Source organism: Streptomyces sp. NPDC056161 (assembly GCF_042268025.1).
Classification (GTDB): Bacteria; Actinomycetota; Actinomycetes; order Streptomycetales; family Streptomycetaceae; genus Streptomyces.
Genome location: NZ_JBHJUV010000082.1, coordinates 1 through 14,963, shown reverse-complemented (window position 1 = coordinate 14,963; position 14,963 = coordinate 1). Strand labels below are relative to the sequence as shown.

The following is a 14,963-nucleotide window of genomic DNA, read 5'->3' as shown; positions in this document are numbered from 1 at the left end:
ATGGAAGTTCAGTCCGACCCTGGTCGGCCGGACCGTCACGGTCTGGGCCAGCCAGCGCACCGTCCACGTCCTGCTCGACGGACAGCTCATCCGAACCCGCTCGATGACCTTCAGTGCTGATCATGCGGGGCGGGCGGGTCGGTGGGCCCGAGCCCCGAGGCGGCATCAGCGCGGACAAACCCCTGACGCCCACAACGGTGGTCGAGGTCGAGCGCAAGGCGTCCAAGGACAGCATGGTCTCGCTCGGGCAGACCCCCGTCGCCCTCGGCTCCGAACTGATCGGCAAGCGCGTCACCCTGCGCTTCGACGGCAGCATGATGTACGTCATCCACGCCGGACTTCTGGTCAAGACCCTGCCTGCCCCGATCCCGCACCAGCAACGTGCCGGACTCACAGGCGCCCGGGTTGCCACGACACCGCTGCCACCGCCCTTGTCCCAACCACGGCGGGCCATCCGACGCGTCGGAACCGACGGCACCTTCGTCGTCGCACGGCAGAAACTCCGTCCCGGCGTCGCACACGCCGGCAAGACCGTCACCGTGGCCACGGTCGGCGACTGCCAGCCCGGACCCCGCCGTCGTTGATCCTTTGCAGGTGCTGCCGGTGTGGTGGAGTTGTCCAGAAACCGACTGCCGTTGTGGCCAGTTGGGCCCGGCGGTGCACCTGTCGTGCTATGAGGTTGCGGGGGTTCTGCCCGGTGGGCCGGGCCGGCCGGGTCGATGCGAGGGGCGTGGATGGTACGGGAGCTGCAGGTCCTGCATCTGGACCACAACGAGCGGCGGCGCCTGCTGCCGGCGGCCCGGATGGGGCAGGTGCCGTTGGCGGAGCGAGGTGCGGTGTGGCAGCCGTCGCGGCATCCGCCCCAGCGCAGCATCGCCACATGGTGGTGGTCGGCGACGAGCGGCCGGCATGTGGGCTGCCGGTCCCTGGAACGGATGTCGGTGGCGATGCTGCTGGACTTCCACCCCGCCGTGGTGGATTTCAGCGCCTGGTCGGCGCAGTTGGTGTGGCGTGAGCGGGGCCGCGAGCGGCGCCTTGTACCGGACTTCGTCGTGCGCACCGCGTCCGGGGACACGCTGGTGGTGGCGTGTCCCCCGGCCGCGGGTCCGGCCCACCGATTCCGGCGGGAGGTGGAGGTGCTGCGTGAGGCGTGCGAGCAAGCGGGCTGGCTGTTGGCTGCGCCACGGCTGCCGTCGGGGGCCGCGCTGGCGAACCTGCGCTGGATCTCCAGACGGCGCCACCCGCGCTACGGCGACTCTCAGGTCGAACAGGCGCTGACGGAGGCGTTCGCCCAGCCCCGTCCGCTGGCCGAGGGGGTGGAGGACTGCGGCCTGCCGCGGGCGCTGGCCCTTCCGAGGCTGTACCACATGCTGTGGCATCGGCGGTTGGGCGTGCGGTGGCGCGAGCCGCTGGGGCCCGGGGCGCTGGTGGGGCCGCTGCACGCGATCAGTACGCGGGCGTCGGCGGAGGGCGCGTTGGAGGGCGGCGGCCCGCTGGCGGTGGAGCGGTCATGAGCGTCCGGGCGGCGCAGGAGCCGCGGGATCTGGTGGTGGTGCGGCACGCGCCGCGCGGGGCGCTGGTGCGCGGAGACCGGGTGCGCTGGCGCGGCCGCGGCTACCAGGTGGCGGGGCTGGACGGGATGAACGTGCTGCTGGCGGAGGGCACCGACGGCGGCCGCGTGTCGTCGGTGCTGTTGCCGGTGTTGGCAGCGGCGTCGGACTTCGCGGTGCTGGACGGGGCGGGCGTGGCGGTGGCGCGGGCAGAGCTGCCCGACTTCGCGCTGCTGGACGGCGTCCCGGAGTGGGCCGCGCAGGCGGCGCGGCGGTGGGAGCTGGCGGTGATCGAGGTGGACACCGGGTTGCCGCCCGGCGCGCCGCCGGGGGCGGTGCCCCGGCCCGCGTTCGACCCGGCGCGCACCACGCTGATCGACCGGTACCAGACCAAGGCCGCGGAGATGAGCGCGGTGCTGGGCGTGACGGTGTCTTGGCAGACGGTGCAGGCCAAGCGGCTGCGGTACCGCAAGCACCGCAGTGTGATGGCGCTGGTGGACGGGCGCAGCACCAAGGCAAGGCGGCTGCACGGGGCGACCAACCCGCTGGTGGTGGACCAGTTGATGGCGCTGGTGGAGCGTCAGCGGCGGCGGCTGGACACGCCCAGCAACGCGAGGAAGCTGTTCAAGCAGTTGCGGCGCCTGGTGCACGCCGCGTACGGGCCGCAGGTGAAGGTCCCGGCGGAGCAGACGCTGTACAAGCTGCTGGAGCGGTTGGGCGTCAAGGCACGCGACCTTGGGGCGCCGGGCGCGCGGACGGCCGGGCGGACGGGCGCGCCGCCGTTTTCGGTGACGACGGCGACGATGCCCGGTGAGCTGGTCCAGATCGACTCGACCGACCTGGACGTGTGGGTGCTGGGCGACGACGGCCGGCCGGCGCGCGCGGAGCTGACGATCGCGGTGGACGTGGCGACGCGTACGATCATCGCCGCGGTACTGCGGCCCAAGCAGCCGCGTCAGCGCCGCCGGGACCGCGGGCGCCCTCGGCAGGCCGCGCCGCCGCGCCCGAACGGGCGCGCCACCAAAGCCGTCGACGCCTGTGAGCTGCTGGCTCAGGCCATGGTGCCGGCCCCGATGCGTCCCGGGTTCGACGCGGCCGTGCACGCCAGCGTGTCCGCGCTGCCGTACTCGGAACTGGTGGAGATCGACCCGCGGTTCGCGCACGCCGCGGCCCGGCCGGTGATCGTGCCGGATCTGATCGTGATCGACCACGGCACGGTGTTCGCGGGGCGCACGTTCTTCGACGCGTGTGCCTACCTGGGCATCTCGATCCGCACGGCACGCAAGCGGACCGGGCAGGACAAGGCCGTGGTGGAGCGCACGTTCGGTGCGATCAAGTCGATGTTCAGCCAGTACGTGAACACTTACACCGGTAACGACCCGGTGCGGGTTCGGCGTACCGTGGACGGTGAACGGCTGTGGACGCTGCCGGAGTTGGACGACCTGCTGCAGCAGTGGATCGCGCTGGAGTGGCAGAACAAGCCGCATCCGGAGCTGGCGGACCCCTTCGAGGTGTACCTGCCGCACCGGACCCCGAACGAGATGTACGCCGCGTGCGTACGGGTTGACGGCTACCTGCCGCTCCCGCTGACGCGGGAGGACTATCTGCGGCTGCTGCCCACGGCCTGGGTGGGGGTCAGCGACCAGGGCATCCATTTCCAGGGGCGCACCTACGACCGGCCCGAGCGCGACCCGGAGGAGGGTCTGAACCCCTACCGGCGCACCCGGTCGGATCTGCGCGGGAAATGCGCGGGACGCTGGGAGATGCGGTACACCCCGAACGATCCGTCGCGGGTGTGGCTGCGGGACCACCGTTTCGCCAACCGGTGGGTGGAGGCGGTGTGGGTGCACCAGCACCGGGTGAACCAGCCCTGGACGCAGTTCCTGTGGGACATCGCGGCCGCCCAGTACCTGGAGCGCGGCGGGTCGCTCAAGGACGAGTTCGCGCAGCAGGCGATCGCGGAGGCGCTGGCGGAACTGCTGGAACGGGCCTCCCGCGGTCCGGAGCGCGGCGGGGTGCCGTTCGTTCCGGACGGGTACGCCCCCGCGCCGCCGTCCGGCCCCTCCGAGGTGTTCGACCCCTACGGGCGCCGCCGGGCCGCTGAGCAGTCAACCGCCGCACCTGGTCCGGACACGGCTGAGGCTTCCCGCGAGGATGCGGAAACGGACGCGACCGCGCCGCCGCCGTCCCGGGTCTCGGACCCAGGTGTCGACGGACTGGGCCTGGATCTGTTCGCGTGGGACGAGCTGGGCCCGCTCGCACCCGGCGATCCCCCGGCGGGGGTGGACGGGGTGGACTGGGGATTCGCGGCCGTCGCGCCCGATCCGGCACTCCTGGCGTGGGAGCGCGGCCCGCAGACCTGGGCCGAGGAGCCCGCAACCGCAGGTGGGGAGAGCCTGTCGCAGCGGTACCGGCGGATCGAGGCCGAGCCGGACCCCTATGCGGAGCAGGACGAGTTCGACGTGGATCTGTAGCGGGGACAGATGGATGAGGGACCGTGCCGTTCTCGGCAGGGTGCAGGGTTGTTCACGGTGACGTTGGAAGGGGTGCGGTGACGGGCCGCAAGACGGAGTTGGAACGCCAGGAGGAGCGGCTGCTCCTCACGGCGAAGGTACCCGAGCAGTTGTTCCTGGCGCCGCCGGGCCCGCTGTGGCCGGACGACTGCCACGCCTGGCGGTTCCTGTCCAAGCAGCAGGTAAGACCGCCGGACTTGGCGGACTGCGCCCCGCAGGGCACCAAAGTCACCGATCTGGATCCGCGCCTGCGCTGGCACGGACACATGCGCACGGTGGCCTCCCCCGCGGTCAACACCGCGCTGCGCCTGGTGGCCGAGCAGTTGCGGGCCAACCGCGAGCGCCGGCTCGGCAAGCCCCCGATGGTACTGGAAGGCCCGCGCGGCACGGGGAAGAGCGCCGTGCTGCAGGCGATCGGCGTGCACTGGGAACGTCAATTCGAGCGACTGTACGCGCGGGACGAGAACCGGATCCCGGTGATCCTGCTGAGCGTCCCCGCACCGGTGCGCGGCACCGTCCGCAACTGGCCGGGGGCGTTCGCCCGCTTCCTGGGGCAGCGCCGCGACAGCGGGGACCCGACCGAGTCGGTCATCATCGCGATGCGCAACGCGCGCACGCTGCTGGTCCTGATCGACGGAGTGGAACAGCTGCGCACCGCGGCGGAGGCGGAGCAGACGTTCGCGTACCTGGATCACATCAACGCCAGCACCGGGGCGACGTTCATCTACTGCGGGCGTCAGGCGCAGGCCATCGTCGACCCGTTGCTTCGTGACGAGGAAGCGGTGCTGGAGAAGGGCGAGGCCCGGCGCGGCGCCCACACGGTGATGCGGACCGGCCGACTGGGCTTCGACGACGAGGGGGTCCGCAGATTCCGGCGCGTGGTGACGCTGTTCGACCGGGATCTGCGCCTGCACGAGCACCAAAGTGGCGACCTGGTCGCGTTGAGCGAGTACCTGCACACACGCAGCCGCGGCTATATGACGCATCTGTCGCAGCTGGTCTGCCAGGGGGCGCAGAAAGCGATCCGGGAGGGGACGGAGCGCCTCACCGTGGAACTGCTGGAGGAGTTGCCCTACGGGCGGACCGTGGAACTGTGAACCGCCGCGCCTGACGGCGACGTGTCACAGCAGCCCGTGCCGGGCCGCTGGCGCCGTTTCCCTTCCCGCTGCCAGCACGGGGCCCCGGCCTCAGCGGGTGTCAGGGCATCACGGTGGTGGGAGCTGTGGGTTGTCCCGCAGAACGGCGTGGAGGGCTTCGAGCTCTTCGGGTGTCAGGGCCCCAGGGTGTTCGCGGCATCGGCGCAGCCAGCTGCCGAGCGCGAACGGGGGCCGGTCCGGGGTGCTGTGGTCCCACCAGGAGGGCTCGAGGTGGTCGTCGGGCACATCTCGGTGGCCTTCACGGGCGGCGAACGCGGACAGGTGGCCAAGGGCCCGGTGAAAGTCGTGGCGCTGGGCGTCGCCGGCGCTTTGGTAGTACAGGCCTCCGGGCAATGGCGGGACGGGCAGGGCCAGCAGGAGTTCTTGCTGGCCCTGGTGCAGGTCGAAGAAGCGGGTCTGTTGGGTGTGCAGCCACTGCATGCCTGTCTGGTGCCACTGACCGGCGGCGGGCGAGGGGCAGGTGGCCTGGCGGGCGTCGGCGAGGGCTTGGACAGCGAGACGGTAGCGACGTTGCCAGTCGCGGGGCCAGGCGGGGTTCCAGTACGAGTCGATGGCGTCCAGGGCCTGCCGGTGCTGGTCGGGCAGCTGTCCGGTGGCGGCCAGGCGGCGCTGGCGGGCCAGCCAGGTGCCCAGCGGGTGGCCGCCGAAGATCTCCCTGACCGGGACGGTCAGGTGACCTGTCTCGCCGGCCCAGGCGCGGGCGTGGGCGAGCATGGACGCGAACGTAGGCGCCTGCCGGGTCCAGCAGAAGCCGAGCAGGTCCAGGACCTTGATGCGGTCGGGGGCCAGCCGGCGCCCCGCCAGACGGCGCAGGCGGAGTCGGTCCAGGGCCTCGCCCAGGGCGAAGCCGCCGGCGGTGACGTAGCCGGTCGGCGGGTCCAGCGCTCCGTGGCGGGCGTGGTAGTGGGCGGCGGCGGCCAGCACGGTGTCCCAGGAGCCGATCGCGGGCAAGGCGATGGTCAGGCCCAGGGCACGGGCGAGAGCGGCGGTGCGTTCGGGGTGGGCGTAGAAGGAGCTGCGGGACGCGGCGAGGCCGCTGCCGGCTCCCGTGGCGCGCGTGGGCAGGGCGACGCGGTCCATGAACGACTCGTCATGGGAGCGCAGCGCCTGCAGGAGGGTGATCAGGTTCGCGAAGGCCGGGTCGCGCGTCCAGTCGTCGTCGCTGCCCGAGCGCAGGTAGACGGGGATGATCAGGGTGGTCTTCTTGCCCGCCCCGGGGGGCTGGCGAAGGCCCCTGCCGATCGCCTGGATGGCGTCGATGACGCTGTATCGCGGGTCGGCGAAGACAACGGTCTCCACGTCGGGGATGTCGACGCCCTCGTTCAGGACCCGTACGTTGGACAGGATTTTCACCAGCGCATCGGTGCGGGCGAAGTCGTCGAGCAGGTCCCGGCGCCATTCGGCGCTTTGCCGGCTGTGGATGGCCTGGGCCCACAGGTCCTTGATCCGCAGGGGTTGGTCGAGTTGGGCGGCGGTGTCGGGAAGGGTGGCGGCGAAGGCTTCGGCGGCGGCGACGCGGTTGTGGAAGACCAGGACGCGGCGCAGACCGTGTTCGGCAATCGCGCGCAGGACGGCGACCTGGATGGCGCCGTTGCGCAGTCCGTCCAGGTGGGCGGTCGTGCCGGGCCTCGGGGTGGTGAGGATGCCGAACAGGTCGGCGTCCGCCACCACGGGCAGCAGGACTTGGTAGTCGGCCAGGATGCCCATCTCGATAGCGGCGGCCATGCCCAGCTCGTAGACGGTCGGACCGAAGATCTCCCGGCGGTCCATGGTGGCCAGCGGCGGGCGCTGCACGAACGGGATGTCCTCGTCCTCGGCGGGGGCACCCCACACGCGGGGCGTCGCGGTCATGTACAGGCGCAGCTTGGCGGGCAGGGCGGCGTCGTCGTGGACGGTGCCCCAGCCGTCGCCGAACGCCGTGCAGGTGCGGTGCGCCTCGTCCGCGATGACCAGGTCCCAGGCGGGCAGCTGGAACCCCTCGTGGGCGCGGCGGATGTGGTGCAGGGAGCTGTAGGTGGCGAACACGGTCACCGGCCCGCCGGTGCGCATGGCGCGGACAATGGCCCGCGGGTGGCGCACCATCAGGGCCGCTCCCGGGTCCAGGCCGCTGGCCCGCTGGCTGAGGGAGCACACGCCCAGGGCCATGCCTGGTTGGCCGCTCTGGCGCCAGCGGCGGGCGGTCTGCACGAGCAGGGCCTTGGTGGGTATCAGCACCAGGACAGTGCCGTTGGGGGCCAGATGCCGGGCGGCGCGCTGCGCGGTCAGGGTCTTCCCGCTGCCGCACGCGGACGCGACGGTCATCCGCCGCTCCCCGGCCGCCACAGCGGCGAGGATCCGGGCCAGTGCTTCGCGCTGGTGCGCGCGCAGTTCCACCCCCTGGCCTCCTTCCCATCCGCTCCGCTCCCGGGCGAAGATCGCCGGATGTCGGCGGAAGGTACCTTCCGATAGAAGGAGTTCGGAGGCGGGGCGAGTATTTTCGGCCAACGGCACCTGGCCGGGGCGCGGCAGATCGGACATCGGCAGAGGGGTGTCCGCGAGGCGGAACAGTGGCCGCAGGGCGGGAAGATAGGGCGGATCGTGGGGAACATGACCGGACGCAGCACGGTGAGGCAGGGACGGGCCGGGCGGCCGCGTCCTGCCGAGCGGCTGGGACTGTGGAAAGTCCCTTTGATCGCTGGGGAGTCGACCGGTTCCTTCGCCCGGCGCTTGGCGGCCCTCAACGGCATCCCTGACCGTGACTTCTGGCTCATGTTCGGCCGCTCTGTACGCCCGGGGCGCGAGCCGAGCGAGCCGCGCTACGGCGACGGCTACCTGAACACCGCCGCGCTCGAGCGCCTGTCGGTGATGTGCGGGCGCAGCGTTGGGGAGTTGCAGTTCGCGCTGCCCAACACCCGCCCGCACCGGCTGCTGAAGGGGGCCGGGCCGCCGGCGTGGGACTGGCCGTGGGACACGCCCGGGTGCTTCCTGGTACGCGGATGCGAGCTGTGTGCCCGGGTGCAGGGCACCACGGATCAGGTGTACCTGGCCGTGGATGCCTCGTGGCAGGTGTGTGCGCGGCACGGCCGCTGGCTGGACAACCGCCGTGAACCCGGTGCCGGTGCGATCCGACTGGCGGGGCTACCGGAGGTCTTGCACGCGGAGAGGAAGCGCAGGGTGCTGGAGCGGCGGCTGGGTCCGGGCGGGCGCGCGATGTTCGCCGACGCTTACGCGATCACCTCGTGCTGGTGGAACGTCCCCGTCTTCAACCCAGCCGTCTGGCAGGCCCGCCGGCGCCTGCTGGGGGCGGCGGGGCGCGACGAACTGCGGGTCGCTCCCCTGCTGTTCTACCCGGAGGCGGTGGCTCTGGCCTACGAGCTCGCCTCCCGCGAGCGGCGGCGCCAGCGGCGGACCCTGTCGCCCGGGCAGGACTCGATCTGGCTCGCGGGGCTGGCCACGCTGATGGATGCCTGGGGTGTGCCCGCCCCGGCGTTGGACGTGGTCGGGGCCTGGCTCGAGCGTCACACTCTGCTCCCGCGGCCCCGCTCGCGAGCCGCACACGAGCAGGCGGGGCGTGAGCGGCCGGCCCGGGGCCGGTACCGGCGGCTGCCACTGCCCGCCCCGCACAAGGTGACGTCGCAGGACGCTGTTCTGGCCGAGCGCAGCTGCCTGCCGTGGAAGCTCGGCGAGCTGATCACCAACCGGCTGCAGCCCGCGCCACGGGGCTGGTACCTGGGCGGCCGCGCCTGAGGCGGGACTCAGCAGACCCCGTCCCGGTCGGCGGCGGTGACGATGTGGGCAGAGGGAAGAGGTGACGTCCGTCCCTTGTCCGTCACCTCGACGAAAATCCGTAGTAGCCGATCGGGTCGCGCAGGTGGTCGCGGGTCTGCTGGTACAGGCGTGCAGCCCATCGGCGTGCGGTGTCCTCGTCCGGCAGTCCGCCCAGGCCGAAGTGGACGGGCCCGAAGCTCCCCCAGGCCGCCTCGCCTGTGCCGATGGCGTCCTCGATCGCGTACTGCAGGGGGTGGGCGACCTCCGGCCTGACGAGGACGAGTTTGGTGGTGCTGGTGTCGACCCGGGCGCTCCAACCGTCGGCCAACCGCTCGATGCACACGAACGGGTTCTTGGAGATGCGGGCCTTCCGGTACAGGGCCGGAAGGGCGTGCGGGCGGCCGGTGAGGTCCGCGATGGCGTCCTGCGGTTCACCGTCGGTCGCGGCGGCTCCGCACCGGGCGCGCAACTGAGAGACGGCGGGGGTCGCCAGCGCCTGGTCATGGCCGGGCTGGGCCGCCCGGCGGGCCAGTTCCACGAGCGCGTTCAGGGCGCGGCGCTCGTCGGCGGGCAGCGCGGCTAAGCCGGCTCTCTGCTCCTGGAACCAAGTCCCCAAGGGGAAGGACCCGGCCGGCCCGCGGTTGCTCCCCTTCCACGTGACCATGTGCTCCACGGGGATGTCCATGTGGCCGTGCTCGGCCAGGAAGCGGGCGGCGTACGCCAAACCGTCGCCGCGGCGGTCGGGAGTCTGACGGCCCGAGGCTCGCACGGGGCGCAGCGGTGCTTCGGTGCACGGCGAGGCTCCGATCTGCACCAGCAGATCCTGCTGCTCCGGGGTCAGCGCTTTGAAGAAGTCCCGCTCCTGCTTCTCGATCCAGTGCAGCGCCTGCCGGTCCTGCGGGGACAGGGGCCGGGATGCCAGATGCCAGAGCTGGCCCGGCCCCGGGTAGAGGGCTTTCGCGTGGGCGTACGCGCGCTGCCATGCCGGTGGCCACGCCGGGTTCCACCACCGGTCGATACGGTCCAGGGCGCTTTGCACGTCGGCGTCCAAGGTTCCGGCGCCGGCCCGGCTACGGCAGTTGGCCAGCCACCTGCCCAGGGCGTATCCGCCGACGACCGTGTCAGGGGCTGCCAGCAGGTGGCCGTGGATGCGCATGTACAGGCGGGCGTGGTCGAGCATGGCCTGCGTGGGGCTAGGCAACTGCCATGACATGCCCAGGTCTTCGAGGGCGGCCTGACAGTCGGCTGGCAGGGTTCCCAGCAAGTGGTGCAGGCGCTGGTTCGCGATCCACTGTCCCAGGCCGAAGCCCTGCTCGTCGGTGTAGTCCAGGGTGATGGTCAGATTCCCGTGCACGCGGTGGTGCGCGGTGGCGGCACGCAGTCCGTCCCTCCAGGTTCCGGCGGCGGGGATCAAAATCTTCAGGCCCAGGACGCGGGCCAGTTGCGCTGCGCGTTCGGGCTCCGCATAGAGCAGTTCGCGGGTGATCACGGTGTTGGTGCGGGTCGGTTCGGGCAGCGTGACGCGGTCCATGAACGATTCGTCGTGGGAGCGCAGCGCCTCCAGGATCGCGATCAGGGCGGCGAAGTCGGAGTTCTCCAGGATGTCGGCGCCCTCCCCGGTGCGGGGCAGGTAGACGGGAACGATCAAGGTGGTGCGTTTGCCTGCGCCCGGCGGCTGGCGAAGGCCCCGGGAGACGCCTTGGACGGCGTCGATGGTGCTGTAGCGGGGAGCGGCGAAGACGACGCCGTCCAGGTCGGGAAGGTCGACGCCCTCGTTCAGGAGGCGAGCGTTGGACAGGACGGCGACGTCGTGGGCCGGGTCGTCAAAGGCGGCCAGCAGGGACTGGTTGAGGGTGTCGTCCTGCTCGCCGGTGACGGCATGGGACCACAACTGCGTGCGGCGCAGCGGTTCGTGGACCTTGGCGGCGGTGGTGGGCAGGGTGCGGGCGAAGCCGTCGGCGGCTTCAACGCGGTTGTGGAACGCGAGGATGCGCCGGAGCCTGTGTTCGGCGACGGCGCGCAGGAGGGCGACTTGGACGGCGGCGTTGCGCAGGCCGTCCAGGTGGGCGCTGCCGGCGGGGTGGGCGTCGTTGAGGATGGCGAGCAGGTCGCGGTCGGTGTCGTCGACCGTGACGACCAGGACCTGGTAGTCGGCGACGATGCCACGCGCGATGGCGTCGGCCAGGCCCAGGCGGTAGACGATCGGGCCGAACACCTCCTGGTGCTCCATGGTGGCCAGCGGGACGCGACCGGTGTCCTGGGCGGTGCCGGTGCGGGCGGCCCAGATCCTGGGGGTCGCGGTCATGTACAGGCGGGTGGTGGCACGGATCAGAGTGTCGTCGTGGACGGCTCCCCAGCCGTCCGCGAAGCCGGCGCACGTGCGGTGCGCCTCGTCGGCTATCAGCAGGTCCCAGCGGATGGCGCCGAGCGCGCGGGCGTCGGTCAGGTGGCGCAGGGAGGCATAGGTCACGATCACGGTCGCGGCGCCACGCCGCTGCTGGACGGCGGGCAGGATCGTGCCGGGGTCGCTGGTCATGCGTACGGTCTGCCAGGGAATGCCGCTGTCGTGCTGGGACAGGGAGCACAGGCCGAACAGCAGGCCGCGGTAGCCAGCTTCGCGCCATTTCAAGGCGGTCTGCACGACCAGCGCCTTGGTGGGCACCAGCACCACGGTCGCGCCGGTCGGCGCGACCGATTCGGCAGCACGCTGGGCGATCAAAGTCTTGCCGCTGCCGCTCGCGGAGACCACCGTCATCCTCCGCAGGCCCGCGCGGGCACCGGCCTCGATCGCGTCCAAGGCCTCGCGCTGATGGGGGCGTAACTGCATCTCGCTCCTCGGCGTTCGCGGCGCACCACCCGGTTCGGCGTCCGCGGATACGGGTCGGCTCTGGTAGCCGCCCGCGGACCGGGCGGCGACCGAAGCTACCGAATGAACCGGCCCGCGTGCACACCGCGGCCTGCCGGCCGCCCGCCGCACCTGGGTACCGGAGCCGACCCGTGCGGTCGGGTGCCCGGGCGGATCAGGTGCCCTCGTGGGCCTCAGCGACCGCTCCGACTGCGCCGCGGACCTGACGGTGATGCACCAGGAGGAGGTCCTCGCCGACAAGCTCACGTACCTCCTGCAACGGCAGTCGATCCGCGACCTGTTCGACCTCACCCACTCCACCCGTGTTCAACGATGAGATCCCGGTCGACCGCAACAGTGTGGTCTCCGCCTTCCTCAACAAGACCATCTCCTCCACCCGCACCGCCCGACCCCGACACCGCCGCCAACCACCCACCCCGAGCAGCAGCGCACCTACGTCCGGACGCGGGGGCAGCAGCCCCATGCCAACAGGGGATTCGACATACCAGAAAGATCGGAGTAATCACCCAAAAGGTACATCCTGGCATGGCGTTAGTCGACGCGCCCCCCAAGGAAATCCTCTCTCCATCTCCAACATCCTCGGGCTAACCACAGCACCGCAGTTCAGAAAACCTAAGCGAGACCAGAGGTCGAGCAACTTAGCTATACCACCCCAGGTCAAACACCGGACCAAAGCGTCCTCCATGAACTCTATGCAGTGCACTTCAAGGCCATGTTCATGTCGTAACTAGAGAGAGGACTGACAACCGAAGTGGGGGTCACGAAGGATTTTCCGCTTGGTCGATGGGTGCACCAGCAGAGGAAAGCCCTGCGGGCCGGGGAACTGGAGGAACGGCGCAAGACGCTCCTCGACGCGCCGGAAGCCGGGATGGTCTGGGAACCGGGTGAGGAGGCGTGGGAGGCCAAGCTGGCCGCGCTGCGGTCGTACCGCCGTGCACGCGGGCACCTCGCCCCGAGGCAGGACGCTCTCTGGGGCGAGGGGGCGAGCCTGGGTACAGGGGACGGCTTGATCCCTGTCGGGCAGCACATGGCCAACCTCCGCCGCAAGGGCGGCCTCGGCAAAGATCCCGAGCGTGCCGTGGCCCGCGCTGCTCAGCTCGCTGAGATCGACCCAGACTGGGACTGCCCGTGGCCGCTGGACTGGCAACGCCACTACCGCATCCTCGCCGACCTCGCCGCCGACGAACCCCACGGTTTCCTACCCGACATCCAGCCCGGCGTGCTCTTCGAAGGCGACGACCTCGGACGGTGGCTCCAGCGTCAGGCGAATTCCTGGGCGGAACTGTCGGAAGAGCAGCAGCGGCGGCTGTACGAGCTCGGTGTGAAGCCCGCTGAACGGCCCGCCCCGGCACCGGCCACCAAGAACGGCAATGCCTCAGGGAAGGCATCAGCAGCCTTCCAACGCGGCGTGAGGGCCCTCGCCCAGTGGACCGAGCGGGAAGGCGCGGGGAGGCCGGTTCCACGCGCACACGGCGAAGAAATCGTCGTCGACGACGAGGCCGAGCCGGTGGCCGTGAAGCTGGGCGTATGGATCTCTAACACCAAATCGAGGCGGGACAAACTCACCGCCGAGCAGCGCGCTGCTCTCGCAGAGCTGGGGGTTGAGTGGGCATGACTGCCTGTGTTTGCGGGGTGCCCAGGCCGCACAGGGCGGAGCCGTAACCGGGTAGGGCTCGCAGGTGGTTACGGGGACCAGGGCTGAACGGACGGGGGCTGATGAGCGGCGAGAATCGGAAGCTGGCAGCGGCTGGACCGATCGCGCCGCCGGGCGGTGTGCTGCGCGTGGGGCCGTTGCAGGGGGAAATGACGCAGTCGTTCCTGATCCGGCTGGCGGCGCGCTACGGCATGGCGCTCAGGGACCTGCTGGCGGTGATCGTCGACGTGGGTGGACTGCCGAACGTGATGGGCAGGGCGCGGCCGGACAGTGAGGTCTATCTGAACCAGGAAGCACGGGACCGGGTAGCGCAGCTGTGCCGCGTCCCGCAGGACCACCTGCTACGGGCGCTGCCCGCCTGGGCGCAGGAGGAGCCTCGTCGGCGGTTCGCCACGGGGCCGGCAGCGCAGTTTCACCACACCGCAGAGAAGGTGCGGCGCTGGGGACCAGCCTGCCCTGCATGCACGGCGCGGCGTACCGGAATGCCTGAGGCTGCTCGCCTGTATCTGGAGCCTGAGCAGCGAGTGTGCCTGCCTCATCGCCGGTGGCTTATGCAGGTCCCGGGCACGGTCGGCCAAGTGGTGAACCTGGCCAGGAGCGGGCAGGTGATGGAAGCCCGGCACCGTCACGTGAGGCTGCTACGCCGTTCCACGCGGGCAGCGGATGCTTTCGAGGTGGCGCAGGCAGTGACCGCGACGTGGTGGTGGCAGACGTGGCCGCGGGAGCATATGTGGCCGGCGCGGCTACGGAGCCTGGACAGCGACGGCTTGGACCAGGACGCCTGGCAGGTCGTGGCGCGGGAGCTGGTGACCTATCCGGAGACCGTTGCCCTGGCCACGCTGCTGGCCGGTGACGACTTCCGGCGCCGTGTGGTGGCCGAGGCACAGGGCCATGTTCCCTTTCGCCTGGCTGATCTGCCGACGCTCTTGACGGCTGTTGCGGGCTGTGTGCGGCGGCCCTGGTACGTGGAACAGCTGGCGCAGGAGACGTCGGGCCCCCTCTTCGCGTGGGCGTATCAGTGCGTGCGGGCACGGGGCAGGACAAACGCTGTGGGCCAGGAGATGTGGGCGGTGGCTCCGGCTCACCGTCAGCGCCCTCTGGTAGACGAGCTCGCAGCACGGGCGCGTGTGGGGCCTGGCGGCCAGCGCGTGGAGGGTAAGCGGCGGCGCGGACACAGTCGGCAGGCGGACGAAGCCTTCGCGGCCGGCCTGGCGCATGCCCGCCGCTATCTGCGCGAACACGGCAATCTCGCGGTCCCAAAGGACACCGTGGTCGATTCCTATCGGCTTGGGGAGTGGCTGGGCAACGTCCAGACCAGGGCCTGGGTGATGGCGCCAGACCGTGCGCGGGCGCTGGCGGCCTTGGACCCGTGGTGGAATGCCGGGCCTTGTCCCCGGGGAGTGGACACCTGTTCGTGTCGTTATGCGGCGAGCGTCAGGGTAGCTGACTGTTGCTCGTAGACGATCGGTGCCTGCT

Annotated in this window: 9 protein-coding genes and 1 pseudogene; 8 read left to right on the top strand and 2 right to left on the bottom strand. The window is 71.2% G+C overall.

Going from position 1 to position 14,963, the window contains the following annotated elements; translation table 11 throughout:
- Positions 1-122 precede the first annotated feature (122 nt).
- The 4 genes from ACFC09_RS42115 to ACFC09_RS42100 all read left to right on the top strand — a co-directional run bounded on the left by ACFC09_RS42115 (position 123) and on the right by ACFC09_RS42100 (position 5,160).
- Positions 123-584, top strand: coding sequence for a hypothetical protein (locus ACFC09_RS42115; protein ID WP_376537780.1), 462 nt, complete (start codon positions 123-125; stop codon positions 582-584).
- A gap of 150 nt (positions 585-734) precedes the next feature.
- Entirely contained in the window at positions 735-1,514 is a 780-nt protein-coding gene (locus ACFC09_RS42110; protein WP_376537778.1) for a TnsA-like heteromeric transposase endonuclease subunit, read from the top strand.
- Positions 1,511-4,024, top strand: coding sequence for an integrase (locus tag ACFC09_RS42105; RefSeq protein WP_376537776.1), 2,514 nt, complete (start codon positions 1,511-1,513; stop codon positions 4,022-4,024). The genes ACFC09_RS42110 and ACFC09_RS42105 overlap by 4 nt, the downstream gene beginning before the upstream one ends.
- Positions 4,025-4,101: 77 nt before the next feature.
- Positions 4,102-5,160, top strand: a complete 1,059-nt coding sequence (locus tag ACFC09_RS42100) for a hypothetical protein (RefSeq protein ID WP_376537774.1) — start codon at positions 4,102-4,104, stop codon at positions 5,158-5,160.
- A 108-nt stretch (positions 5,161-5,268) separates the two neighbouring features.
- Here ACFC09_RS42100 and ACFC09_RS42095 read toward each other — a convergent pair whose 3' ends face one another.
- Positions 5,269-7,593: a Helicase associated domain protein gene (locus ACFC09_RS42095; RefSeq protein ID WP_376537772.1), complete on the bottom strand. Its 2,325-nt coding sequence runs from the start codon at positions 7,591-7,593 to the stop codon at positions 5,269-5,271.
- 213 nt (positions 7,594-7,806) lie between these two features.
- On the opposite strand from ACFC09_RS42095, the gene ACFC09_RS42090 reads away from it, so the two are divergent.
- Complete coding sequence (locus ACFC09_RS42090; RefSeq protein ID WP_376537770.1) at positions 7,807-8,946, top strand: hypothetical protein; 1,140 nt, start codon at positions 7,807-7,809, stop codon at positions 8,944-8,946.
- An 82-nt stretch (positions 8,947-9,028) separates the two neighbouring features.
- Here ACFC09_RS42090 and ACFC09_RS42085 read toward each other — a convergent pair whose 3' ends face one another.
- Positions 9,029-11,794 (bottom strand): Helicase associated domain protein, encoded by a 2,766-nt coding sequence (locus ACFC09_RS42085; protein ID WP_376537768.1) that lies wholly within the window; start codon positions 11,792-11,794, stop codon positions 9,029-9,031.
- Between the two features lie 205 nt (positions 11,795-11,999).
- Between ACFC09_RS42085 and ACFC09_RS42080 the strand changes: the two genes are divergently transcribed.
- The 3 genes and pseudogenes from ACFC09_RS42080 to ACFC09_RS42070 all read left to right on the top strand — a co-directional run bounded on the left by ACFC09_RS42080 (position 12,000) and on the right by ACFC09_RS42070 (position 14,947).
- Positions 12,000-12,149 (top strand): nucleotidyl transferase AbiEii/AbiGii toxin family protein, encoded by a 150-nt coding sequence (locus ACFC09_RS42080; protein ID WP_376537766.1) that lies wholly within the window; start codon positions 12,000-12,002, stop codon positions 12,147-12,149.
- A 432-nt stretch (positions 12,150-12,581) separates the two neighbouring features.
- Positions 12,582-13,448, top strand: a pseudogene (locus ACFC09_RS42075) (helicase associated domain-containing protein); the annotation flags it as partial.
- 101 nt (positions 13,449-13,549) lie between these two features.
- Positions 13,550-14,947, top strand: a complete 1,398-nt coding sequence (locus ACFC09_RS42070; RefSeq protein ID WP_376537764.1) for a Helicase associated domain protein — start codon at positions 13,550-13,552, stop codon at positions 14,945-14,947.
- Positions 14,948-14,963: the final 16 nt, after the last annotated feature.

Coding starts and splice junctions, on each gene's coding strand:
- ACFC09_RS42115 (WP_376537780.1), top strand. CDS start 123: ATGCGGGGCGGGCGGGTCGGTGGGCCCGAGCCCCGAGGCGGCATCAGC.
- ACFC09_RS42110 (WP_376537778.1), top strand. CDS start 735: ATGGTACGGGAGCTGCAGGTCCTGCATCTGGACCACAACGAGCGGCGG.
- ACFC09_RS42105 (WP_376537776.1), top strand. CDS start 1,511: ATGAGCGTCCGGGCGGCGCAGGAGCCGCGGGATCTGGTGGTGGTGCGG.
- ACFC09_RS42090 (WP_376537770.1), top strand. CDS start 7,807: ATGACCGGACGCAGCACGGTGAGGCAGGGACGGGCCGGGCGGCCGCGT.
- ACFC09_RS42085 (WP_376537768.1), bottom strand. CDS start 11,794: ATGCAGTTACGCCCCCATCAGCGCGAGGCCTTGGACGCGATCGAGGCC.
- ACFC09_RS42070 (WP_376537764.1), top strand. CDS start 13,550: ATGAGCGGCGAGAATCGGAAGCTGGCAGCGGCTGGACCGATCGCGCCG.